This window comes from Rugamonas violacea, assembly GCF_016461825.1.
Taxonomy (GTDB): domain Bacteria; phylum Pseudomonadota; class Gammaproteobacteria; order Burkholderiales; family Burkholderiaceae_D; genus Rugamonas.
Genome location: NZ_JAEMNU010000006.1, coordinates 22,543 through 45,575 on the forward strand (window position 1 = coordinate 22,543; position 23,033 = coordinate 45,575).

Sequence of the window (23,033 nt, forward strand, 5' to 3'; positions counted from 1 at the left end):
TTAGGCCAAGAGAGAATTATGTCACAAGCTAACGACTTCGCAGCAACCGCGACCACGCCGGCCGCCGCGCCCCGTCCAAATGAAATGAATCTGGTCTGGGTCGACATGGAAATGACGGGCCTGGAGCCGGATACCGATCTGATCATCGAAGTGGCCGTCGTCGTCACCGATATGCACCTCAACGTGCTGGCCGAGGGGCCGGTGTTCGCCATCCACCAGAGCGACGAGACGCTCGACAAGATGGACGCCTGGAACAAGGGCACCCACGGCCGCTCCGGCCTGATCGACCGCGTCAAGGCTTCGACCGTGAGCGAAGCCCAGGCCGAGGCCGAGCTGATCGAGTTCATGCGCAAATGGGTGCCGAAGGGCAAATCGCCGATGTGCGGCAACACCATCGGCCAGGACCGCCGCTTCATGGTGCGCTACATGCCCAAGCTGGAGGCGTTCTTCCACTATCGCAACATCGACGTGTCGACGCTGAAGGAGTTGTGCAAGCGTTGGAAGCCGGAGATCGTCGGCGGCTTCAAGAAGCACCAGAAACACACCGCGATGGCCGACATCGTCGAGTCGATCGAAGAGCTGAAATACTACCGCGAGCATTTCATCAAGCTGTAAGCGCGGCGCCCGCCGCCCGCGCGGAGTCAAGTCAAGCCAGGCCGAGTCAGCTCGCGCCTGGCTTTTTTATCGGCGGTCTTGCCGCGCCGCAGTGTTGCGCGAAGTGTCGGGTATCGAGCTCGACAGCGCCGCCGGCCGAGCCGGGGCGGGGTGGCGGTGGTATTCTGTGCTGTCTCGGGTGTTTCCATCGAGGGTGTCACGTGAACCGCTACCAAACGCTGCTGAAGCTCCCCTTGCTGCTGTTGGGCATGCTCGCCGCCGCTGTCGCCGCCCAGGCGCAAACCCGGGTGGTGGTGGCGACCGAATCGTGGGCGCAACTGATGTACCTGGACAGCGCCAACCTGCCGCGGGGCGTGATCGCCGACTTCATCGGCCGGATGAACCAGGTTCAGGACAAATTCCGTTTCGAGCTGACCATCTACCCGCGCCTGCGGCTCGACCGCGTCTTCCTGGACAAGGAGGCCGACGTCTACCCCGTGCGCACGCCGCTGTGGGTCGATCCGGCGCTGGGTTTGCTGCCGAGCAAAACCATCTTTTCGAGCGGCGACATCTATTTCGCGAAAAAAATCAATCCGTTCGGCGGCGACAAGGTTTTTGACGATCTGAAGGCGCGCAGCATCGCCGGCGTGCGCGGCTACCACTACGGACTGTTCAACAACAACGCCGACGAGGCCTATCTGAGGAAACATTTCCGCGCCTACCTGCTGGGCTCCAACGAATCGGTGCTCAGATTCGTCCTGGGTGGCCACGCCGACGTGGGGATCATACCCGAGGTCATCATGACGAAATACCGCCAGGACCCCTTGCTGCGCGAGCAGCTCATCGTCGGCCGGTTCGACTCGCGGGTCGACTTCTCCAACCTGGTCAGGCGGGACGGTCCCATCTCGGTGGCGGAGATGAACGTCGTCATCGACCTGCTGGTCAAGTCGGGCGATGTCGCCAAGCTCAAGCTCAAACTCGGCATTTCCCCCTAGCCGGCGGCCAACAAGTGGAAGCGTTTTCCGGCGGCCGGCGGCGGCGCCGCGGCGGTCCGCCAAAACCGGCCCCAAGCGGTGTCGCGGCGGTCGTCCATTGCATGATGATAGCGTGTGCGCCGCGCATTTCGGCCCGCCGCCGCGCCGCGCGGCGGCGCCGCTCCAGCGGAAAACCGCGCGCTGCGGGGCGCCCGGTCCGGTCGAGGGCGGCCGGGGCCGGCCGGCAGTTGTCACTAAAGAAAGTGTTGTTGTCGAGTCCGGCAAATGCATTACACTGTGGCGGACGAAATTACTTGGTTTCCTGATATGAAGATTCCGCGCCGCGTTTGGCTGGCCCCGCTCGTGCTGGCGTTTGCGTTGGCGGCGCTGTTGGCGACGTGGCTGAACGTGGCGCCGCTGGGCCTGCTCAACCTGCTGACGCCAAGCGAGGGCAGCAAGCGTGTCGCCGGCCTGGCCTACGGTCCCGGGCCGCGCCACAAGCTCGACATCTATATGCCGGCGCGCGCCGGGGGCAAGCCGCAGCCGGTGTTGCTGTTTTTCTACGGCGGCAACTGGCGCGCCGGCGAGCGGGCCGACTACGCCTTCGTCGGCCGCACGCTGGCCGCGCGCGGCATCGTGGTGGTGGTGGCCGACTACCGGCTGTATCCCGAGGTCAGTTATCCGGTCTTGCTGGACGATCCGGCCGAGGCGCTGGCCTGGTGCCTGCGGCATATCGGCGGCTATGGCGGCGATCCGCAGCGCCTGTTCCTGATGGGCCACAGCGCCGGCGCCTACAACGCCGCCATGCTGGCGCTGGACGGCCGGCTGCTGGCGCGCCACGGCGTGCCGGCGACGGCGGTGCGCGGCTGGATCGGCCTGGCCGGACCGTACGACTTCCTACCGGTGGAAAATCCGGCGGCGCGGCCGGTGTTCCACTATCCGCACACCCCGGCCGACTCGCAGCCGATCAACCATGTCAGCCGCGCGGCGCCGCCGGCGCTGCTGATCGCCGCCCGCAAGGACCAGTTGGTCAATCCCCGCCGCAACACCGGCGGCCTGGCCTATCTGCTGCGCGCGCGCGGCGTGCGGGTCAACGAAGACTATCCGAGCTGGGTCGGCCACCAGACGCTGGTGGCCTCGCTGGCGGCGCCGACCCACTGGCTGGCGCCGACGCTGGAGCAGGTGCTGCACTTCGTCGCCACCGACGGCGAGCGCACGCCCGCGCCGGCGGCGGAGCACAACTAGGCCGGCGCGGCGGCGGCGGACGAAAAAAAGGGGGAATCTGGCGATTCCCCCCGGGCGGCTGGTGTGGCGCGCTCAGCGCGCCGGCGGGCTTACGCCTCGGTCGGCTCGGCGCCGCAGCACTTCTTGAACTTCTTGCCGCTGCCGCAAGGGCAGTCGTCGTTGCGGCCGACTTTTGGCTCGTCGCGTTTGACGGTGGCGACGGCGGCCTTGCGGCGCGGCACCCAGAAGCGGTGGATGCCCGGCAGGTTGGCCTCCAGGTCGACGCCCAGCTTGTGCGCCTTGACCGGGTCTTCCACCAGCGGCAGTTCCTCTTCCTCGATCTCGTCGGCGCCCAGCAGGTAGATCGGCTGCATCAGCGGGCCGGCCTCCGATTCCCAGATCTCGTCCCACGAGCCGGGACGCAGCTCCATGCCTTCCCAGAAGCCCCAGCACCAGGCTTCGGCGTCGATCAGGGTCTGGCCTTCGTATTCGTGCTCGACGAACAGCGGCTCGAACTCCTTCGGCGCCACTTCGAAGGTGACCAGCACCTCGTTCATGAAACGCATGATCAGGTGCAGGATGCGCTCTTCTTCCTTGCTGTTCTTGAACTTGGGCACATCCTTCTCGTCCTCGCCCCAGATGCGCGCCAGCCATTCGACCGGCATGATGGTCTCCGGGCCGATGGCGATGGCGGTCAGATAGCCGTGCAGCATATCCATCGTCATCGCATCTTCCGGGCTGTTATCGGACAGCAGGAAGTTGTCTAATTCGTCAAATTCTTTTTCGCTCAAAGGCTGGTCGAGTTGCATGGCTTGCTCTTTTTATTGGATTGAAGGCGACAGTATACGCTGCGCGGGCCGCAGCGGGTCATTGTTTCTCGCCTGCCGGGACGGACGGCGCCGCGGCGCGCCTTACGCCTTACGCTTTACAATAGCGGCATGACTATCGACAATCCCCCGGCCCAGGCGGCCCATCCCTTTTCCCAACTCGGCCCCGACTGCGTGCTCGACGCGCTCGACAGCGTCGGCCTGCGCGGCGACGGCCGCCTGCTGGCGCTCAACAGCTACGAGAACCGGGTCTACCAGGTCGGCATCGAGGACGGCGCGCCGCTGGTGGCCAAGTTTTACCGGCCGGCGCGCTGGAGCGACGCCGCCATCCTGGAAGAGCACGCCTTCGTCGCCGAGCTGGTCGAGCGCGAGATCCCGGTGGTGCCGGCCATGAGCATCGGCGGCCGCACCCTGCATGAGTTCAACGGCTTCCGCTTCGCCGTGTTCGAGCGCCACGGCGGCCGCGCCCCCGAGCTGGGCGATCCGGCCACGTTGGAGTGGATCGGCCGCTTCATCGGCCGCATCCACGCCGTCGGCGGGCTGGCGGCCTACCGCGAGCGGCCCAGCCTGGACCCGGCCAGCTTCGGCGTCGAGCCGCGCGACTATCTGCTGGCCAACGACTTCATCCCGCCGGAACTGCTGGCCGCCTACACCAGCGTGGTCGAGCAGGCGCTCGACGGCGTGCGGCGCTGCTACGACCGGGCCGGCGACAGCGTCCAGCTGCGCCTGCACGGCGACTGCCACGGCGGCAACGTGTTGTGGACCGATGCCGGCCCGCACTTCGTCGACTTCGACGACAGCCGCATGGGGCCGGCCGTCCAGGACCTGTGGATGATGTTGTCCGGCGAGCGGCCCGAGCAGGTGCGCCAGCTGGGCGACATCCTGGCCGGCTACGAAGACTTCTGCGACTTCGCGCCGCGCCAGTTGTATCTGGTCGAAGCCTTGCGCACCTTGCGCCTGATCCACTACTCGGCCTGGCTGGCGCGGCGCTGGGACGACCCGGCCTTCCCGGCGGCCTTCCCCTGGTTCAACACGCAGCGCTACTGGCAGGACCGCATCCTCGAACTGCGCGAGCAGGTCGCGCTGATGGACGAAGCGCCGCTGTGGCCGGTTTAAAGGGCACTTCGAAAAACTGCAAAATTGTCGTTCCCGCATCGGCGGGAACCTATGCTAAGCCAATGGACATGCGGAGTATGGATTCCCGCCTACGCGGGAACGACAATTTTCTGGTTTTTCGAAGTTCCCTAAAGCGGCGGGGTCAGGGTCAGGCTGCGCAGTAGGCGGGGTCAGCGCAGTAGGCGGGGTCAGTGCCGACATTCGGACACAAGCTCAGCAATGAAAATTTGCGCTGGCTCCGGCTATGGTTGAGGCCGTGTCCGAATGTCGGCACTGACCCCGGGGTTCCTGATCCCGGGGTTCCTGGCTTGCCGTCCGGCGCGGGCCATCGGCCGAAATGGCGGCCTTTTCCCTCTCTCCTTGCGGCTCCGATCGCTTGTTCTCTGTTTGATAATGGGTCTTCAGAAGTCCCGGTGCGTGCCGGGGCGTATCCATAAGCGAGAATCCTCATGCAAGCACAACTGGCCCAGCGCGAAGGCGCCACCCTCACAGTCGCATTTTCGGCCGACCACGCGCCGGAGCAGCCGCTGCTGGAGCAGGCGGTGCCGGCGCCGGTGCCGGGCCGGGCGGCGATGGAGATGAAGGCGATCCAGGAGGGCATCGCCCGCGTCGAGGCCGAGGCCAAGGCGGCCTGCGCCGCCGAGAGCCGCGCCCACGCCGAGTCGCGCGCCCGCGCGCTGGCCGAGGACCGCGCCGCCTCGGACGCCGCCGCCGCCGCCGCCGCGCTGGAAAGCGCCCAGGTCTCGGAGGACGCCATCGTCGCCAACCGCGACCGCCTCGAATCGCTGCGCGCCGCCGCCCAGGCCAGCATGGCGCGGCTGGAGGCGGTCAAACTGGAGACCGCCGAGCTGCGCGCCCGCACCGAGACCGACACCCAGATCCGCCTGGCCGCCGAGCAGCGCGCCAGACAAGAAGAAGAAAGCCGCAAGCGCGCCAGTGAGCAGATCGCCGTCGAATCGGAGATGGCCGAACGCGCCGCGCGCGCCGCCGAGGAGCTGCAGACGCATACCGAACAGGCCCGCCTGCAGGCGGTCGAGCGGGTCGCCGCCGTGCAGGCGGCCAGGGACGAGATGGTCGGCATCGCCAGCGCCGACGCCCGCGTCGCCACCATGGCGCGCGAACGCGAACGCCACGCCTACGCCGCGCGGCAGACCGCGCAGATGCTGGAGCAGGCCGAGGGCGAGGCGCTGGAATTGACCGTGCAACGCGAGCGGGCCGACCAGGTCGCGCTCGAATCGGCCTTCAACCGCGCCGCCGCCGAAGTGCGCGCGTTGGAAGAGGCGCGCGCGCTGGCCCACCTGGAGCAGGAGCGCGAGCAGATCGCGCTGGCCCAGGCCGAGTCCGAGCGCAGCGCGGCGCAGTCGCTGCACCTGCGCCTGCAAACCGAAAAAGAAATCCGCGACACGGCCGTGCAGCGCGAGCGCATGGAGATGGTGGCCGCCGCCGCCGCCCAGGCGCGACGCGACGCCGACGCCCGCATCCTCGCCGCCACCGAGGCGCGCATCGAGGTCGACCGCCAGTTGCGCGCCGTGGCGCTGGCCCGCGTCGAAGCCGAGCAGGACGCCGAACTGGCCACCCACGCCAAGGTCGAAGCCGAATCGGACGCGCTGGACCAGCTCAAGCTGCGCCAGAGCGCCGACGCCGCCGCCGCCGAGGCGGCCCGCGCCGACAGCATCGAGCAGCAGCGCGCCGCCCGCCTGGCCGAGGAGCGCGCCGCGCTGGCCCGCGAGGCCGCCGTACTGGCCGCCAATCACAATGAGGTCGAGCAACGCGCCGTCGCCGTGTTGGCCGAGCAGACCCAGACCCAGCGCGACGCCAACGCGCTGGCCGAGCAGAAGGCCGCCCAGGCCCAGGCCGCGCTGGACGCCGAGCGCGCCCGCGCCGGCGCCGAGCGGCAGGCCCTGGCCGCGCTGAAGGAGAAGCTGGCCGCCGAGCAGACCGCCGCCGCCGCCGCCCACGCCCGCGTCGGCGCCGAACAGCGGCAGATCGAGGCGCTGCGTCTGCAGCGCGAAGCCGAGGACAAGCTGCGCGCCGCCAGCGAGCAGGAGGCCGCCGCCACCCGCATGATGGCCGACCAGCTGGCGCTGGAGGGCGTGCAGAAGGCCGCCGCCGCGCAGGCGCTGGCGGCCCAGGCCCGCCTGGCCGTCGAGTTGGGCGAGGTGCAGGCCGAACGCAGCCGCGTCGAGCAGGACAAGGCCGCCGCCGCCGCCGTGCTGCTGCAGGCCGAGCGCGAATACGTCGACGCCGAGCGTGCCTCGCTGGCGCTGATCGACCAGAAATTGACGCAGCAACGCAGCGCCACCGCTTCCGAGCTGCGCGCCGCCAAGGCCATCGCCGGCCGCCTGGAGGCCGAGCAGCAGATCGCCGCCGCAGCGACAGCCCGCGCCGACGTCGAACAGGAACAGGCCAGCGCGATGGCGCAGCGCGCCGTCGCCGAGCAGGCCGCCTTGCAGGCCGCCGCCGACAAGATGAACGAACAGAAGGCCCTGCTGGAAACGGCGCAGGCGTACGCCGCCATGCAGCGCAAGGTGGCCGACACCACCGCCGCCATGACGGCCGCCAAGCACAAGCTGCTGGCGCTGGAGACGCGTCGTCTGCAGGCCGCGCAGAAGGCGCTGACCGCCTTGCAGCTCAAGGTCGAGGCGGAGGACAGCGGCTGCACCCAGGCCGAGCAGGGCGCCCAGATCGCGCTGCGCGCGGCGGCCCGCGCCAAGGCCGAACGCGAGCAGTCGGAAAGCATCACCCGCGAGGTGATCGGCCGTCTGACCCAGGTGGCCGAATCGGCCGGCGGCGTCTGGCGCGCCCGCGCCTGAGTTGAGTTGGGATTGACTAGTTTGATCCTGCCGACGATACCTGCGCAAATCACTTGTGCCGCCGCGCGCCGTCGACATGTCCGCGCCCACGTTTGGTGACACGGTCAGTGTCACCGGCAAGCACCTGTGCGAACGCATCGGCACCATCACACGTATCCGCGTGAAGGCATGTTCTTTGCCGTGCGACGGTGGGTAGTGCCGGGTCTCCCCCAGGGCTACTGCGAAAAATCATCGATTTGTCGGCGGCTCCGGAGAAGGCTTTCGCTGACGGCCACCTTTCAAATTCGGGATACACTCAAGGGAACGATGCGGCACGCACATTGACGGCCGAGTTCGTGTTATCCTGCCGCAGATTTTTTTTCAACACCTGCTGTTTTACCGTCGGTACCGACACTAGCGGTCAAGTGCACGGTTTCGGACCCGCGCAATGCGGTTCCCTGCGAACACAGCGGGTCGCCGGTTTCCAGCCGTCACCTTACATAACCACAGGATAACGTATGGTTCATTTTGAACAGGCCTCGGCAAACCAGAGTGTGCCACCGTTGAATACAGATGCGCTTCAAAAGGCGATATTTAACAATCCAAATTTCTCCTACATCGCGACTGATCTACAAGGCGTGATTCATATTTTCAACGTCGGCGCCGAAAGCATGCTGGGGTACCGAGCTGCCGAAGTCATCAATAAAATCACGCCGGACGGCTTAGCCGATCCAGACGAAATCGTTGCACGGGCGGCGGCGCTGAGCGTGGAATTTGGCACGACAATCGCCCCGGGCCTCGATGCGCTGATCTACAAGGCCTCGCGCGGCATGGAAGATATTGTCGAGCTGACCCATATCCGGCCTGATGCCACTCGTTTCCCTGCGATAGTGTCGGTGACCTCCCTGCGCAACGAGCAGGACGACATCATCGGCTACTTGTTCATAGGGACGAATAACACGGCGCGAAAGGAAGTTGAAGATGCGTTGAGGAAAAACCAACAAGAACTCGAGCGCGCGCGCGACGCCGCCGACAAGGCGAACTTGGCCAAATCTGAGTTTCTGTCAAACATGAGTCACGAACTGCGGACACCATTGAACGCGGTGCTTGGCTTTGCCCAGTTGATGGAGTCTGCCACGCCATCGCCGACGCCGGCGCAGAAGATGTCAATAGAGCAGATTTTGAAGGGCGGCTGGTATTTGCTGCGCCTGATCAATGAGATTCTCGATTTGGCATTGATCGAATCGGGGAAATTAACCATGTCCCAAGAAACCATCAACTTGTCGGAGGTGTTGCGTGATTGCGAACTCATGATCATTCCTCAGGCGGAAACACGCGGCATCGCGGTTCGCTTCCCGGATGTGGTGCATGAGTTCCATATTGACGCCGACAAGACTCGGATCAAACAAGTGATGATCAACTTGCTGTCAAACGCGATCAAATATAACCGTGAGGGCGGTACGGTCACGGTGGCTTGTGAAATCACCAATGAGCTCCTGATGCGCGTCAGCGTAAGCGACACCGGCCCTGGCTTGGCGCCGGCGATGTTGGAGCAGCTTTTCCAACCTTTCAATCGGCTTGGGCAAGAGGCCAGCGGTATCGAAGGCACCGGTATCGGCCTGGTCGTAACCAAGCAGTTGGTGGAGCTGATGGGCGGCGCCATCGGCGCGCATAGCGAGGTGGGGGCGGGCAGCACCTTCTGGTTCGAACTTCCTCTTTCGGTTGAGTTGCCGGTGTCAACAAATGGCGCCGCCGAGACAGTGTCCATAGCGCCTGTCTTACGCGCACCTAACGCTCGGCAGCGCAGACTATTGTACGTCGAGGATAATCGCGCAAATGTGAATTTAGTAGAGCAGATAATTGAACGGCGCAGCGATTTCAAATTATTGATCGCCACTGACGGCCACAGCGGAGTGGCAATGGCGCGCGAACTGCTACCAGACCTTATCTTGATGGATATCAACCTCCCGGGCATCAGTGGACTCGACGCCCTAAAGTTGTTGCGCGCCACCCCTGAGACGGCGCACATTCCTATCATGGCGCTATCGGCCAATGCGGTACCGCGCGATATCGCTGAAGGTCTTAAGGCCGGATTCTTGCGCTACCTGACCAAGCCGATCAATATCAACGAGTTTATGGATGCGCTTGATCAGGCACTCGGGCCAGAGTGAGCGACGGACACGACGTGTCGAAACGGATTTGTTTCGAAACAAATTTGTTTTGAGATGGGATTGGATATTGACGCATGGGCCCCGCGCCAGAACGCGACAGGGCAAACGACAAAGCCGGCGCGAAGCCGGCTTTGTCGTTTGCGCTCCCCGTCGGGTGCGGGAAAACAGGCTCTAGAACGTGGTGCCCAGCCCGACCAGCAGCACGTCGGCGTCGCGGTGGTAGTCGGTGATCACGCGCTGCATCAGCAGCTGGCCGACGATGCGCTTGTTGAAGTGGTAGCGCGTCGCCACCGACAGCAGGCCGGCCAGGTGCGACTGGCGGCCCGGCACGTCGTGCAGGTCGAGCACGCCGTACGGTCCGAAGCCCATGCCCAGCTCGATGTGGTTGTTGAGCGAGCGGATCAGCCAGGCCTGGGTGGCCACGCCGGCGCGCCGGGTGCGTGCGGTGGTGCCTTCCTTGAGGCCGGTGACGGTCCAGTCGATGTACTTGCCGACGGCGCGGCGGTACTCCAGGCTGTAGGCGTGCGACTGCTCCGAGTTCAGGCTGTTGACGATGGCGCGGCCGCTCAGCAGGGTCAGCGTGTCGTCGGTCGAGGCTTCTTCCAGGTGCAGCTTGTTGCCGCGCACGCCGTCGAAGCGGTAGCCGAAGCCGACCAGCAACTGGGTGGTGGCTTCCTTCTCGCGCGGCAGCACCCGGTTCAGTTGCACCTGGGTGTACCAACGGTTCTGGTGGTGGTAGGTGGCCTGCACGCTGTAGATCGGCGCCCAGCCGTGGTCGTTGCTGTAGCCGGTGGCGGTGCGCGCCGTGTCGAAGTAGTAGTCCTGGCCGGCGCCGACGCCGAACGACAGGCCGTCCTGGTTGATCTTCGAGCGCAGCCAGACCTGGCCGGCGGCGCCGTCGCGGTGGTGGTTGGGCGGGTGGCCCTCGTTCAGATAGCTCAGGCTCAGCGCCAGGTAGTCGCCCACCGGGTGGGCGTAGGCGACGGCGACGGCGAAGCTCTTGTCGCCGCTGTCGCTGACGCGCAGTTGGCCGGCCTGGACGGAGACGTCCTGGGCGTGCAGCGCGCCCGACAGGGCGAGCAGGGCGGCGCCGACGGGCAGGGCGGCGGTGTTGGGAAGGGCGAAGCGCATTGCGGGTGCATCCGATCTTGTTATTGTGAAATTTGTACGCGGCTGATGTAATACTCGGTCTCGCCGAAGCAGGAGCCGGGCACGCCCTTGTGCTGGGCGTAGCTGAGCAGCACGCGCTTGCCGGTGGCGGCCATCAATTGGCGCGCCACCTCGTCGTCGCGCACGCTGAACTCGAATTTTTCGGGGATGGCGCCGGGCATCGAGGTGAGCAGGATTTCGCCCTCCCAGGTCTTGCAGACCCAGCCGCGCTTGGAGAATTTTTGCAGGTAGCCGGCCCGCTCACCCTCGGAATAGGACATGTTCAGGGTGAGCCAGGCGTAGGCGCAGAACAGCAGCAGGGCGGCGGCCAGCAGGGCCAGCAGGGACAGGACGATGCGTTTTGGAATAGTCATGGGATAGGTGGTTGGGGGCCGTGGCCAATGCGTCAATATTAGCATTGGATACGGCCCGGGTTGTGTGGGCTTGCTGGGAATCAGCCGTGGCGGCGCCGGTGGCGCAGCGAGGACCACAGCGAGACGCCGATGAAGGCCACGCCGGACAGGCCGGTGAACCATTCGGGCACGTGGTATTTGACGCTGGCCAGCATGATCAGCGCCAGGATGCCGATGGCGTAGTGGGCGCCGTGTTCCAGGTAGACGAACTCGTCGAGCGTGCCCTGGCGCACCAGGAACACCGTCAGCGAACGCACGAACATGGCGCCGATGGCCAGGCCGAGCATGATGATGACCACGTCGCTGGTGATGGCGAAGGCGCCGATCACGCCGTCGAAGCTGAACGAGGCGTCCAGCACTTCCAGGTAGAGGAAGCCGCCCAGGCTGCCGCGCGCCACACTGGCGACCAGCTTGCCGGCGCCGTTCGCGCCGGCGCCGGCGGCATTGTCGGCCGCCTCGGCGTCCTGCTCCGCCGGGCTCTCTTCGAGCAGCTCGCTGATCCAGCCGACCGCCAGGTAGACGGCGACGCCGAGCACGCCGGCCGCCAGCACGCTGTATTTCTTCGCTTCAGGCACCAGCGCCACGCAGCCGAACACGGCCACCAGCGCCAGCAACACGGCCAGGCTGTCGGTGCCGTGCTGGTTGACCTTCTTCTCGATCCAGCCGAGCCAGTGCAGCTCCTTGCCTTCATGGAACAGGAAGCTGAGGAAGACCAGCAGCAGGAAGGCGCCGCCGAAGGCCGCCACCTCGGCGTGGGCGCCGGTCAGGTGGGCCGAGTAGACGGCCGGCGTGGTGGTGGCCATGCTCCACACCTCAAGCAGGCCGAGGCCGGTGGCGACCGAGACGATCAGCAGCGGGAACAGCAGGCGCATGCCGAACACCGCCACCAGGATGCCGACGGTGAGGAAGAGTTTTTGCCAGAAGGCGTCCCAGTGGCGCAGCACCGAGGCGTTGACCACCGCGTTGTCGAAGGACAGCGAGACCTCCATCACGCCGAGCACGGCGGCGATCCACAGGGCCTGCAGCAGGCCGGCCGTACCGCCGTGGCTGTAGCCCCACCAGCCGGCCAGCGCCATAAGAATCGCCGTGACGGCGAAAGAAATTCTGAAGTGATGCATAGTTGATCCCTTGGTCCTTGAATGTGATTGCCGAGTGGCCAAAACAGCCTGTTTTTGTCATCGCGCTGATTTTATATTACTTGCTTGGGCAGCAAGGTGGGCTTCTGCGATAATTGCGCCTCAATATTTCCGCCGCCGCCCAAGCCGGCCAGCGCCACCGCCACACGAACACAAGGATACGCCGATGGACCTCGCCTACCTGCTCACCCCGCTGATCACCTGGATCACCGTCGGCCCGATCAAATTCCTCATCAACAGCGCCAAGGCGCGCAAGTGGGCCTTCAATCTGGTCGGCAACGGCGGTTTCCCCAGCAACCACAGCGCCGTCGTCTCCAGCATGGCGACCCTGATCGCGCTGCGCGAGGGTGTCGGCCATCCGGCCTTCGGCGTCGCCGTCACGCTGTGCTTCATCGTCGTCATCGACGCCAACAGCCTGCGCCAGCACGTCGGCAAGCAGGCGGCGGCGATCAACCGCCTGGCCAAGGGCGGCGCCGAGCACCACTGGCTGCGCGAGCGCATGGGCCACACCGTCATCGAGATCGGCGGCGGCCTGTGCACCGGCATCGCCATCGGCCACCTGGTGTTCGCGCTGTTCGCGAAGTAAAAAACCACGGGCAATACCTGGGGGCAGCCCACGGGCGGAAATCTGGGGTCAACCCACGGGCGGAAATCTGCGGTCAACCCACAGGCGAAAATCTGGGGTCGGACCCAGCGGGTCCGACCCCGGCTCTCTGCCGTTGGGGGATGATTTGCCCGCCCCCGCCCAGCCGATGTTGTTAATTGGCAACACCCCTCTATCCGCGCCGTGCCGCCTCCTCTGGCGCGGGCCGTCAAATTGCATTCTGTCCGTCGATACCGCAACTCAGGCCCGCAAAGCGGCGTTCCGTCGAAGGCGGATTGACGCCCCGGCGGCTCTCGGGGATACTCTGCCGCCTGTAGTCTTACCAAAATTCTAATAGCACCGCAGTCCTATACATCTTGGAGATTTTTATGTTGCGCAAAACCCTGCTAGCCCTCGCCGTCGCCTCAGCCCTGGTCGCTTGCGGCAAGTCGTCCAAGGAGACTGAGCACGCTGCCAGCGCCTCGGCCGGCGCCGTGGCCGGCAAAACCGGCAAGGACGGCAAGGACGGCAAGGATGCCGCGCCGGTGAAGCTGGCGATCGCGCCCGAGGACCTGCTGACGGTGCAGAACAACGCGCTGGCCTCCGGCCCGGTCATCACCGGTTCGGTGCAGCCGGAACGCAAGGCCGACCTGCGCGCCGAGGTCGGCGCGGTGGTGCTGCAGGTGCTCAAGGAGAACGGCGAGGCCGTCAAGAAGGGCGACCTGCTGGTGCGCCTGGACGAGACCTCGATCCGCGACGCCGTCAACTCGGCCGAGGAGGCCACCCGCGCCGCCCAGCAGACCTTGGAGCAGGCCGACCGCATGCTGACCCGGCAGAAGACCTTGCGCGCCTCCGGCATGGCCTCGACCCAGGCGCTGGAGGACGCCGAGCTGCGCCGCAACACGGCGCAGAGCGAGGTGGCGGCCGCCAAGTCGCGCTCGGTGCAGGCGCGCCAGCAACTCAACCGCACCGGCGTGCGCGCGCCGTTCGACGGCATCGTCAGCGAGCGCAAGGTCTCCAACGGCGACACGGCGCAGATCGGCAAGGAGCTGATCAAGGTGATCGACCCGGCCAGCATGCGCTTCGAGGGCCTGGTGTCGGCCGACAAGATCGGCCTGGTCAAGCTCGGCCAGCCGGTGCGCTTCCGCATCAACGGCTATCCGGGCCAGGACTTCATGGGCAAGGTCAAGCGGGTCGACCCGTCGGCCAACGCCGTCACCCGCCAGGTCGAGGTGCTGGTCGCCTTCGCCGAGCAGGGCCTGCCACGGGTGGCCGGCCTGTACGCCGAGGGCCGCATCGAGGCCGAGAGCACCGACGCCCTGATGATCCCCGACTCGGCCCTGGTGCAGAGCGGCGACCAGTCCTACACCTGGCGCGTCGACGGCAAGACCCTGCGGAAGGCCGTGCTGAGCATCGGCGCGCGCGACGCCCGCAGCGGCCAGTGGGAAGTGCGCAGCGGCCTGGCCGCCGGCGACACCGTGATGCGCGTGCCCAGCGCCGGCATGAAGGACGGCCAGACGATCGAAATGAGCGCGCGCAAGGTGGTGGCCTCGGCCTCGAGCCCGGCGGCGCCGGCCGCCGCCCAGTCCGGCCCAGCCGCAGCGAAAGGAAACTGATCCATGTTCTTATCCGATTTTAGTATCAAGCGGCCCATCGCCACGATCGTGCTGATCGTGGCGATGATGTGCCTGGGCCTGCTGGCGCTGAAGAAGCTGCGGGTCAACCAGAACCCCGACATCGAGCTGCCCTTCATCATCGTCAGCGTGCCGTATCCGGGCGCCTCGCCCGACACGGTCGAGCGCGAGGTGGTCAACCGGCTGGAAAAACCCCTGCAGGCGATCAGCGGCGTGACCCGCCTCGACGGCACCGCCCACGAGGGCTCGGCCGAGATCTTCATCGAGTTCAACTTCAAGAAGAACCTGATCGAGGCCTCCGACGAGATCCGCAACGCCATCGCCTCGGTGCGCTACAAGCTGCCCACCGAGATGCGCGAACCGATCCTGCAGCGCATCGACCCGGCGGCCCAGCCGGTGATGCAACTGGCCCTGTCGTCGACCTCGCAGAGCCAGGCCGTGATCTCGCGCCTGGCCGAGGACACCCTGGCCGACCGCTTCCGCGGCGTCGACGGCGTGGCCACGGTCAACGTCAGCGGCTCGCTCAAGCGCGAGCTGTCGGTGCTGCTGCGCGCCGAGAAGCTGCGCGAGTACAACGTCTCGGTCAGCGACGTGGTCACCGCCTTGCGCAACCAGAACACCAACGCGCCGGTCGGCAAGGTGCGCGGCGCGATGGACGAGAAGGGCATCCGCCTGGTCGGCCGCATCGAGTCGCCGGCCGAGTTCGAACAGGTCGTCGTCAAGCGGCGCGGCGAGGAGATCGTCCGCCTGGCCCAGGTGGCCAGCATCGCCGACGGCTTCGCCGAGGTCAACAGCGTGAGCATCCGCAGCGGCAAGCCCAACGTCGGCATCTCGATCAGCCGGGCGCGCGACGCCAGCACCGTCAGCGTGGCCGCCAAGATGCGCGAGCTGGTCAAGGAAATCAACCCGACGCTGCCGGCCGGCACCGTGCTGGAAGTCACCCGCGACGGCGGCGACGAGGCCCAGCACAGCCTGAACAACGTCATCGAATCGCTGGTGTTCGGCGCCGTGCTGACCATCTTCGTGGTCTACGCCTTCCTCAACTCCTGGCGCTCGACCTTGATCACCGCGCTCAGCCTGCCGACCTCGGTGATCGCCGCCTTCATCGCCGTCTGGCTGTGCGGCTTCACGCTGAACTTCATGACCCTGCTCGGCCTGTCGCTGGCGATCGGCGTGCTGATCGACGACGCCATCGTGGTGCGCGAGAACATCGTGCGGCACATGCAGATGGGCTCGGACCGCCGCACGGCGGCCCTCAACGGCACCGCCGAGATCGGCATGGCCGTCGCCGCGACGACCTTCTCGATCATCGCGGTGTTCATCCCGGTGGCCTTCATGCCGGGCATTTCGGGCGAATGGTTCCGTCCCTTCGCGCTGACGGTGACCTGCTCGGTGCTGGTCAGCCTGGGCATCTCCTTCACGCTCGACCCGATGCTGTCGGCCTTCTGGGGCGACCCGGCCGACCACCACACGGCCAAGAAGGGCTGGCTGGGCACCAAGCTGGACCGCTTCAACGCCTGGTTCGACCACCAGTCCGACCGCTACAGCCGGCTCATCGCCTGGGCGCTGCACCACCGCCGCTGGATGGGCGTGATCGCCCTGGCCACCTTCGTCGGCGCGCTGGCGGTGCAGGCCAAGTGGGGCGGCACCAGCTTCCTGCCGGCGGCCGACCGCAGCAACATCGCCGTCGACGTGCGCACGCCGCCGTCGAGCAGCGTCGAGTACGCCCGCCTGAAGATGGAGCGGGTGGCCGAACTGGCGCGCGCGATTCGCGAGACCAAGGACACCAACTCCAACATCAGCGCCGCCGGCGGCCGCGTGTATGTCGACATCGGCAAGCGCCAAACCCGCCAGCGCAGCGCCTTCGAGATCGCCGCCGAGCTGCGCGAGAAGCTCAGCCACCTGGTCGGCGCCGAGTATTCGGTGGTCGACGACCTGGGCAACGACGGCAAGCAGATCCAGATCGAATTCACCGGCCCCGATTCGCGCAAGCTGATGGAGCTGACCAACGGCTACATGGCCAAGCTGCGCCAGGTGCCGGGCGCGGTCGACGTCGGCCTGTCGCAGCAGGACCCGAAGAACGAGCTGCAAATTGAGCTCAACCGTGGCCTGGCCAACTCGATGGGCATCTCCGTCAACGACGCGGCGCAGGCCCTGCGCGTGGCCTTCGCCGGCGTCGAAGTGGGCGACTGGGTCGACCCGACGGGCGAGTCGCGCGACGTCGCCGTGCGCCTGCATCCGGACGACCGGGTCAGCGCCGAGAACATCGAGCGCCTGCCGATCGCCGTCAGCGGCAGCAACCAGATGGTGCCGCTCGACCAGATCGCCACCATCACCATGGGCAAGGGCCCGTCGACCATCGAGCACAAGAACGGCAAGCGCGTCGTCACCGTGTCGGCCAACGCCCAGGGCCGCTCGCCGGGCGAGGTCACCGGCGACGCGATGAAGCTGGCCAAGGCCATCGACTTCCCGCCCGGTTACGGCCTGGACCTGGGCGGCGACGGCAAGAACCAGAACGAGCTGTTCACCGAGATGGCGATCGCCCTGGTGATGGGCATCGGCCTGATGTATCTGATCCTGGTGATGCAGTTCGGCTCGTTCACGGCGCCGGTGGCGGTGATGTTGTCGTTGCCGCTGTCGCTGATCGGCGTGGTGCTGGCGCTGCTGATCACCAAGAGCACCTTGAACCTGATGAGTTTCATCGGCATCATCATGCTGATGGGCCTGGTGGCGAAGAACGCCATCCTGTTGCTCGACGCGGCCCGCAAGCGCGAGGAGGAAGGCTACAGCCGCGAGGATGCGCTGATGTACGCCGGCCGCATGCGCCTGCGGCCGATCCTGATGACCACCTTCGCGCTGATCGCCGGCATGTTCCCGGTCGCGCTGGGGCTGGGCGAGGGCGGCGAGTTCTACCGTCCGCTGGCGATCGCCATCATCGGCGGCACGATCACCTCGACCATCCTGACCCTGCTGGTGGTGCCGACCTTCTACGACAGCATCGAAATCGCCCGCGACCGCGCCCTGGCCAAGTTCCAGCGCCGCGCCGAACGCTGGCACGTGCTGCCGGCCTTCTTCCTGACCCTGGTCGAGGCGGTGCTGGCGCTGGTGCTGGTGCGCCTGGTCTACCGCCTGCTCAAGTGGGTGGTGTTGAAGCTGGCGGGTCGTGGCGGCCAGGGCCTGCCGCCGGGCGCCGCGCTGGGCGGCAAATGACGCCCTTGGGCTGACGCCGGCGCGGCGCGCCGCCATCGACCGCAACAGGCCCGCCTAGCGTACTAGCCGGGCCTGTTTTTTTTGCCGGCGCGGCTAGCGGCTTGCTAGCGCGGCGGGAAAACGCGGCGGCGGCGGCGTCGCGCCGCCGCCCCGGACGGCGCGCGGCGCGGTGCCGGCAAGCCCGTCGGCGTGTTTTTGCGCAGCATTTTCTATTTCTGGCTAGAACCATATTTAGTGTCCGCACTCTATTATCTTAGTTTATAGATGTAGTAAGCTGCTGGCCTCCAGCGCCGGTCTTGGCTCCGCCAGCCTGCGTCGCGACACTGGAATCAGACCACCTGGCGCACATAAGCCATTCATATAAAGTGAGACTAAATTGAAACAAAAATACCTGCCCCTGCTCGTCGCCGCCGCGCTGAGCGCCATGTCCGCCAGCGCGCTGGCTTCCGGTTACCGTTTCGGTTCGCAGAGCGTCACCGGCCAAGGCACGGCCGACGCCAACGCCGCCGAAGCCAACGACGCCTCGACCATCTTCTACAATCCGGCCGGCCTGTCGCGCCTGGACGGCATGCAGATCAACGCCGGCCTGACCGTCGTCGTGCCGCATTCGACCTTCAACGACAGCGGCTCGACCCGTTTCACCAAAGGTCCGACCGGCGGCACCGGCACCAAGGACTACGCGCCTGAATCGGTGACCGCGCCGTCGCTGTACTTCAGCAAGAAGCTGAACGACCAGTGGACCCTGGGCATGGGCATGTTCGTGCCTTACGGCGCCAAGCTGAACTACGGTAGCAGCTGGACCGGCCGCTACGCGCTGGACAACATCAAATTGGAAGCGATCGCGCTGAACCCGTCGGCCTCGTTCAAACTGAACGAACACCACGCCTTCGGCTTCGGCGTCACCGCCGAGCACATGAAGGCCGAGCTGGGCCAGGCCGTCGACGTGCAGGGTTCCGTCATCGCGCTGGCCGGCACGCCGACCGGCACCTTGCTGGGCCAGCAGATCGCCGCGCTGGGCGGCAATCCCGCCGTGCTGCGCCAGCCGATCAAGGATGGCCGCGCCGAGAACAACGGCAAGGACTGGGGCTACGGCTTCAACCTGGGTTATATGTTCACGCTGGACCAGGCGACCCGCTTCGGCATCGCCTACCGTTCGTCGATCGTGCACAAGCTGAAGGGCGACACCACCTGGGACTTCACCGGCATCACCACCGACGCGATCACCAACACCGTGCTGGCCAAGGCTTCGCGCAAGGTCAACTCGGCCGCGCTGGTGCAACTGCGCACGCCGGAAACCCTGTCGGTCAACGCCTTCCACCAGTTCGACCCGAAATGGGCCGGCATGGCTGACGTGACCTGGACCCGCACTTCGCGCATGAGCGACCTGCACATCGAGTTCCCCGGCACCACCGAGGGCGACGAGGTGATCCGCCAGAACTGGAAGAACACCGTGCGTGTCTCGCTGGGCGGCACCTACAAGTACAACGACGCGCTGACCCTGCGCAGCGGCGTGGCCTACGACCAGGCGCCGGTGGCGAGCGACGAGCTGCGCCATCCAGCGCTGCCGGACAGCGACCGCGTGCAACTGTCGTTCGGCGCCAGCTACAAGCTGAACAACCGCTCGACCATCGACCTGGCCTACAGCTACCTGAACTTCAAGGACGCGCGTACCAACTACACCAACAACTGCAATCCGCTGGCCACCACCTGCACCGGCAACGGCGAGACCACCCGTGGCGTCTACCAGACCCACCTGCAATTGCTGGGCGTGGCGTACAACTACCAGTTCTGATCGGTTTTCCGGTCTGATCCAAAAAAGGGCCCGCGGGCCCTTTTTTCACGTCTGGCGCCGGCGCGCGCGGCCGCCACGGGTGCTTATTTGACCCGACTCCGTGACCGTATCATTCGGCCCGACTATTCGGGCCTATTTGCCGTTGGCCGGCGGCGCGGGGGTCTTGTCGTCCACCGGCGGCGAGGCGGGCGGCGCGGTTGGCGTGTCGGGTGCCGGTGCCGTCGTCTCCGGAGCCGGGATCGGCGTGGCCGGCGTCACGTTGTTGCCGGGTGTGGCCGTGGGCGTGTTGTTGTTGGGGACGGCGTTGGCCGGCACCTCGTCGGTGGAGCGGTTGCGGCAACCGCCCAGCAGTGCGGCCAGCAGGGCGGCGCCGAGCAGGAGGGTGGAAGTGCGGGGGAGGGAAGACATGGTTGTTTCCTTTCGCTAGGCAATGGGTGGGGCCGCGCGCCTTGGCGGCGTGCGGCTAGGAATGCCCATGCTAGGCGAAAAGAAAAAAATGTGGCGCGGAAATGCCCGTGCTTGCCACCGCGTCCGGCCGCGCGCCCGCGAGAGCGGGCGGCCGGGCGGCCGTGAGAGAGAGGGAGGGCGGCCGGGCGGCCGTGAGAGAGAGGGCGCCCGGGCGGCCGGGCGCGCGGCGCTCAGGCGGCGCGGCTGGCGTCGCCCTCGCTGTCGACGCTCAGCTCGGCGTCGGCGTTGAACACCGCCATGTCGGTCTCGCCCAGCGCGCGGCTGGTCAGGGTGCCGGCGGTGATCGAGCCGCTGACGTTGAGGGCGGTGCGGCCCATGTCGATCAGCGGTTCGATCGAGATCAGCAGGCCGGCCAGGGCCACCGGCAGGTCCAGCGCCGACAGCACGATCAGCGCGGCGAAGGTGGCGCCGCCGCCGACGCCGGCCACGCCGACCGAGCCGATGGTCACGATGGCCAGCAGCGGGCCGATGAAGGCCAGGGTGAACGGGTCGACGCCGACGGTGGGCGCGATCATCACCGCCAGCATGGCCGGATAGATGCCGGCGCAGCCGTTCTGGCCGATGGTCGAGCCGAACGAGGCGGCGAAGTTGGCGATGCCCTCGGGCGTGCCGAGGCGCTGGGTCTGGGTCTGCACGCTGAGCGGAATCGAGCCGGCGCTGGTGCGCGAGGTGAAGGCGAAGCTGAGCACCGGCAGGATCTTCTTGAGGTAGCGCAGCGGGTTCAGGCCGGCGCCGGCGATCAGCGCCAGGTGCACGCCGAACATCAGCGCCAGCGCGCTGTAGGAGGCCAGCACGAAGCTGATCAGCTTGAGGATGTCGGCGTAGCTCGAACTCGACACCACCTGGGCCATCAGGGCGAACACGCCGTAGGGGGTGAGCCGCAGCACCAGCGTGACGATGCGCATGACGATGGCGTGGGCGACCTTGACGAACTGTTCGAACGAGGCGAACACGGCCGGTTGCTTGGCGTGGATGCCGGTGGCGGCGACGCCGATGAACAGCGAGAAGATCACCACCGCGATGGTCGAGGTTTTGCGTCCGCCGGTCAGGTCGAGGAAGGGGTTGGCCGGGATGAAGCTGAGCAGCATGCCGGGCAGCGAGATCGCCTTGGCGGTCGCCACCGAGCCCTGCAGATAGGTGCCGCGCGCCACCTCGGCGGCGCTGGCGGTCAGGCCGACGGCGGTCAGCCCGAACAGCTTGGCCATCAGGATGCCGATGCCGGCCGCCACCAGCGTGGTCAGCATCAAGGTGCCGATGGTCAGCGCGCTGATCTTGCCCAGCGAGCGGGCGTTCTTCAATTTGAGCACGGCCGAGATGATCGACACCATGATCAGCGGCATGATGACCATCTGCAACAGCTTGACATAGCCGCTGCCGACGATGTCGAGGTACTCGCCGGTGGCGGCCAGCACCGGCGCGCCGGCGCCGTAGACCGCCTGCAGCCCCGCGCCGAGCACGATGCCCAGGCCCAGGCCGCTGAACACGCGCACGGAGAACGAGGCGTGGCGCCGCTGCTGGCGGTAGAGGAAGGCGAGGACGGCCAGCGCGGCCAGCAGGTTGAGGATTACATTGATTGCCATGGGCGGCCCTGGTGAATATTGTTGTTTAAATTATACGCTCGGCGCGATGGCGCCGGCCGGCGGCGGTCGGGCATTTTATCGCCTATCGGGCGGCCGTGCACGGCGCCGGCGGCGGCCTCCACTGTACTGCGCGGCGGCGCGCCCGCCAACGGCGCGCCGTGGAATATTTCCGCATATGGATATCCGGCCGCGCTATATCGGCGCGACCAGGGGCCGGCGGCCGGCGACCAGCGGCCGGCGACTGGCCGCCGCCGCCTTGCTTGTCGAGCAATTGTTGCGGGAATACCAGCAAGGCTGCGCCCGAGCGGGGAAGTCGGCTTATAATTCCGGCAAGTCGCGACCGCGTCGCGATCCTCCCTATCCCTGATCGATGGAAGCCCAGATGAAAGCATTGTTCGTCCTGATGTTCGTATCGAGCGCGGCCCTGGCCGACGACGGCGCGCTGCTGCGTTGCCGCGCTTTGGCCGACGGCCCGGCCCGCCTGTCCTGCTATGACGCCATTCCGGCCACGTTGCCGCCGCCGGGCGGGCAGCCGCTCCAGGCCGGCCAAGCTGCGCCGTCCGGTCAGGCCGCGCCGGCCGCCGCCGCGCCGTACGCGCCGCAGTACGCGCCCAGCCGCGAGCAATTGGAGCAGGCCTTCGGCAAGGAGCCGCCGGCGCTGCAGCCGCTGCGCTTGGCCTCGCTGGACAGCCACATCGTCGGCAGCTTCGACGGCTGGGTCGCCAACCAGACGATCCGGCTGGCCAACGGCCAGCTCTGGCGCGTGGTCGACGGCAGCGACGACGTGCTCGATGCGCAGAATCCCAAGGTGACCTTGCAGCGCGGCCTGCTCGGCGCGATCTACCTCGACATCGACGGCGCCCACCGCCGGCCGCGCGTGCAACGCCTGCAGTAGCACAATAGCGCCGCTGCCGCTGCTGTTGCCGCTGCGGCTATTAATGCTGTTGCCGCCGCGCAGCGACTCAGGTCGCCGCGCAGTGGTTTAGGCCGCCGGCGCCGGCAGCCAGATGTCGAAGCAGGTGTCGCCGGCGCCGTCGGGCGCCAGCCGGTAGGGGAAGCCGTGGCGGTTCAGCACCTCGCGGACGAACAGCAGGCCGATGCCCTGGCCACCTTTTTTGGTGGTGAAGAAGGGCGCGAACAGTTGGTGCGGTGGCACGTCGCCCAGGCGCCGGCCGGAGTCGCTGATCGCCAGGCGCAGCCCGCCGGCCTCGCGCAGCAGCGCCAGCTCGATGCGCGGCGGAATGGCGGCGGCGCGCGATTGCCCGCTTGCGCGCGGCACTGTCCGGAACCGGACAGGGGGAAGGGATGGACATGGACGCGAAACCAAGCCAGCGGCGTCAATCCGGGGTCGGACCCGGCGGGTCCGACCC

At 66.8% G+C, this 23,033-nt stretch carries 18 protein-coding genes; 11 read left to right on the forward strand and 7 right to left on the reverse strand.

All coding sequences use genetic code 11. From position 1 onward, the window contains the following. The first annotated feature begins 18 nt into the window (after window positions 1-18). The 3 genes from orn to H7U20_RS01410 all read left to right on the forward strand — a co-directional run bounded on the left by orn (window position 19) and on the right by H7U20_RS01410 (window position 2,813). The gene (orn, locus tag H7U20_RS01400) at window positions 19-615 is read left to right on the forward strand and encodes an oligoribonuclease (protein WP_199517833.1); all 597 of its coding nucleotides are present in this window, start codon (window positions 19-21) and stop codon (window positions 613-615) included. 200 nt (window positions 616-815) lie between these two features. Continuing rightward, complete coding sequence (locus tag H7U20_RS01405) at window positions 816-1,589, forward strand: type 2 periplasmic-binding domain-containing protein (RefSeq protein WP_199517834.1); 774 nt, start codon at window positions 816-818, stop codon at window positions 1,587-1,589. 306 nt (window positions 1,590-1,895) lie between these two features. Continuing rightward, entirely contained in the window at window positions 1,896-2,813 is a 918-nt protein-coding gene (locus tag H7U20_RS01410) for an alpha/beta hydrolase (RefSeq protein WP_199517835.1), read from the forward strand. A gap of 89 nt (window positions 2,814-2,902) precedes the next feature. Here H7U20_RS01410 and H7U20_RS01415 read toward each other — a convergent pair whose 3' ends face one another. Further along, entirely contained in the window at window positions 2,903-3,601 is a 699-nt protein-coding gene (locus tag H7U20_RS01415; RefSeq protein ID WP_199517836.1) for a UPF0149 family protein, read from the reverse strand. Window positions 3,602-3,730: 129 nt separating this feature from the next. Between H7U20_RS01415 and H7U20_RS01420 the strand changes: the two genes are divergently transcribed. The 3 genes from H7U20_RS01420 (at window position 3,731) to H7U20_RS01430 (ending at window position 9,698) form a co-directional block, all read left to right on the forward strand. Next, the gene (locus tag H7U20_RS01420) at window positions 3,731-4,735 is read left to right on the forward strand and encodes a serine/threonine protein kinase (protein ID WP_199517837.1); all 1,005 of its coding nucleotides are present in this window, start codon (window positions 3,731-3,733) and stop codon (window positions 4,733-4,735) included. Between the two features lie 449 nt (window positions 4,736-5,184). Then, window positions 5,185-7,548, forward strand: a complete 2,364-nt coding sequence (locus H7U20_RS01425; protein WP_199517838.1) for a coiled-coil domain-containing protein — start codon at window positions 5,185-5,187, stop codon at window positions 7,546-7,548. Window positions 7,549-8,045: 497 nt separating this feature from the next. After that, complete coding sequence (locus H7U20_RS01430) at window positions 8,046-9,698, forward strand: PAS domain-containing hybrid sensor histidine kinase/response regulator (protein ID WP_199517839.1); 1,653 nt, start codon at window positions 8,046-8,048, stop codon at window positions 9,696-9,698. 171 nt (window positions 9,699-9,869) lie between these two features. On the opposite strand, the gene H7U20_RS01435 is transcribed toward H7U20_RS01430, so the two are convergent. The 3 genes from H7U20_RS01435 to H7U20_RS01445 all read right to left on the reverse strand — a co-directional run bounded on the left by H7U20_RS01435 (window position 9,870) and on the right by H7U20_RS01445 (window position 12,378). Next, window positions 9,870-10,829 (reverse strand): hypothetical protein, encoded by a 960-nt coding sequence (locus H7U20_RS01435; RefSeq protein WP_233410424.1) that lies wholly within the window; start codon window positions 10,827-10,829, stop codon window positions 9,870-9,872. A 20-nt stretch (window positions 10,830-10,849) separates the two neighbouring features. Then, window positions 10,850-11,221, reverse strand: coding sequence for a hypothetical protein (locus tag H7U20_RS01440; RefSeq protein ID WP_199517840.1), 372 nt, complete (start codon window positions 11,219-11,221; stop codon window positions 10,850-10,852). Window positions 11,222-11,301: 80 nt separating this feature from the next. Further along, window positions 11,302-12,378, reverse strand: coding sequence for a DUF475 domain-containing protein (locus H7U20_RS01445; protein WP_199517841.1), 1,077 nt, complete (start codon window positions 12,376-12,378; stop codon window positions 11,302-11,304). Window positions 12,379-12,562: 184 nt separating this feature from the next. Here H7U20_RS01445 and H7U20_RS01450 point away from each other — a divergent pair, with 184 nt between their 5' ends. The 4 genes from H7U20_RS01450 to H7U20_RS01465 all read left to right on the forward strand — a co-directional run bounded on the left by H7U20_RS01450 (window position 12,563) and on the right by H7U20_RS01465 (window position 19,615). Beyond that, on the forward strand, window positions 12,563-12,982 hold the full coding sequence (locus H7U20_RS01450; RefSeq protein ID WP_199517842.1) for a divergent PAP2 family protein: 420 nt from the start codon (window positions 12,563-12,565) through the stop codon (window positions 12,980-12,982). A gap of 386 nt (window positions 12,983-13,368) precedes the next feature. Next, window positions 13,369-14,595 carry an efflux RND transporter periplasmic adaptor subunit gene (locus tag H7U20_RS01455; RefSeq protein WP_199517843.1) on the forward strand — a complete coding sequence of 409 codons (1,227 nt, stop codon included), beginning with the start codon at window positions 13,369-13,371 and terminating at the stop codon, window positions 14,593-14,595. Between the two features lie 3 nt (window positions 14,596-14,598). After that, on the forward strand, window positions 14,599-17,823 hold the full coding sequence (locus H7U20_RS01460; RefSeq protein WP_199517844.1) for an efflux RND transporter permease subunit: 3,225 nt from the start codon (window positions 14,599-14,601) through the stop codon (window positions 17,821-17,823). Between the two features lie 376 nt (window positions 17,824-18,199). Next, window positions 18,200-19,615 (forward strand): OmpP1/FadL family transporter, encoded by a 1,416-nt coding sequence (locus tag H7U20_RS01465; protein ID WP_199517845.1) that lies wholly within the window; start codon window positions 18,200-18,202, stop codon window positions 19,613-19,615. A 132-nt stretch (window positions 19,616-19,747) separates the two neighbouring features. Here the strand turns inward: H7U20_RS01465 and H7U20_RS01470 are convergent, their stop codons facing one another. Then, complete coding sequence (locus H7U20_RS01470) at window positions 19,748-20,023, reverse strand: hypothetical protein (protein ID WP_199517846.1); 276 nt, start codon at window positions 20,021-20,023, stop codon at window positions 19,748-19,750. A gap of 230 nt (window positions 20,024-20,253) precedes the next feature. Next, window positions 20,254-21,663 carry an L-cystine transporter gene (locus H7U20_RS01475; protein ID WP_199517847.1) on the reverse strand — a complete coding sequence of 470 codons (1,410 nt, stop codon included), beginning with the start codon at window positions 21,661-21,663 and terminating at the stop codon, window positions 20,254-20,256. A 382-nt stretch (window positions 21,664-22,045) separates the two neighbouring features. Between H7U20_RS01475 and H7U20_RS01480 the strand changes: the two genes are divergently transcribed. Continuing rightward, complete coding sequence (locus H7U20_RS01480; protein ID WP_199517848.1) at window positions 22,046-22,558, forward strand: hypothetical protein; 513 nt, start codon at window positions 22,046-22,048, stop codon at window positions 22,556-22,558. Between the two features lie 87 nt (window positions 22,559-22,645). On the opposite strand, the gene H7U20_RS01485 is transcribed toward H7U20_RS01480, so the two are convergent. After that, window positions 22,646-22,942: an ATP-binding protein gene (locus tag H7U20_RS01485; RefSeq protein ID WP_233410425.1), complete on the reverse strand. Its 297-nt coding sequence runs from the start codon at window positions 22,940-22,942 to the stop codon at window positions 22,646-22,648. Between the last annotated feature and the right edge of the window lie 91 nt (window positions 22,943-23,033).

What these genes read in the sequence shown, in the direction of transcription:
- H7U20_RS01450 (WP_199517842.1), top strand. Translation starts at nt 12,563, where the DNA reads ATGGACCTCGCCTACCTGCTCACCCCGCTGATCACCTGGATCACCGTC.
- H7U20_RS01415 (WP_199517836.1), bottom strand. Translation starts at nt 3,601, where the DNA reads ATGCAACTCGACCAGCCTTTGAGCGAAAAAGAATTTGACGAATTAGAC.
- H7U20_RS01460 (WP_199517844.1), top strand. Translation starts at nt 14,599, where the DNA reads ATGTTCTTATCCGATTTTAGTATCAAGCGGCCCATCGCCACGATCGTG.
- H7U20_RS01445 (WP_199517841.1), bottom strand. Translation starts at nt 12,378, where the DNA reads ATGCATCACTTCAGAATTTCTTTCGCCGTCACGGCGATTCTTATGGCG.
- H7U20_RS01480 (WP_199517848.1), top strand. Translation starts at nt 22,046, where the DNA reads ATGAAAGCATTGTTCGTCCTGATGTTCGTATCGAGCGCGGCCCTGGCC.
- orn (WP_199517833.1), top strand. Translation starts at nt 19, where the DNA reads ATGTCACAAGCTAACGACTTCGCAGCAACCGCGACCACGCCGGCCGCC.
- H7U20_RS01475 (WP_199517847.1), bottom strand. Translation starts at nt 21,663, where the DNA reads ATGGCAATCAATGTAATCCTCAACCTGCTGGCCGCGCTGGCCGTCCTC.
- H7U20_RS01425 (WP_199517838.1), top strand. Translation starts at nt 5,185, where the DNA reads ATGCAAGCACAACTGGCCCAGCGCGAAGGCGCCACCCTCACAGTCGCA.
- H7U20_RS01410 (WP_199517835.1), top strand. Translation starts at nt 1,896, where the DNA reads ATGAAGATTCCGCGCCGCGTTTGGCTGGCCCCGCTCGTGCTGGCGTTT.
- H7U20_RS01470 (WP_199517846.1), bottom strand. Translation starts at nt 20,023, where the DNA reads ATGTCTTCCCTCCCCCGCACTTCCACCCTCCTGCTCGGCGCCGCCCTG.
- H7U20_RS01430 (WP_199517839.1), top strand. Translation starts at nt 8,046, where the DNA reads ATGGTTCATTTTGAACAGGCCTCGGCAAACCAGAGTGTGCCACCGTTG.
- H7U20_RS01435 (WP_233410424.1), bottom strand. Translation starts at nt 10,829, where the DNA reads ATGCGCTTCGCCCTTCCCAACACCGCCGCCCTGCCCGTCGGCGCCGCC.
- H7U20_RS01455 (WP_199517843.1), top strand. Translation starts at nt 13,369, where the DNA reads ATGTTGCGCAAAACCCTGCTAGCCCTCGCCGTCGCCTCAGCCCTGGTC.
- H7U20_RS01420 (WP_199517837.1), top strand. Translation starts at nt 3,731, where the DNA reads ATGACTATCGACAATCCCCCGGCCCAGGCGGCCCATCCCTTTTCCCAA.
- H7U20_RS01440 (WP_199517840.1), bottom strand. Translation starts at nt 11,221, where the DNA reads ATGACTATTCCAAAACGCATCGTCCTGTCCCTGCTGGCCCTGCTGGCC.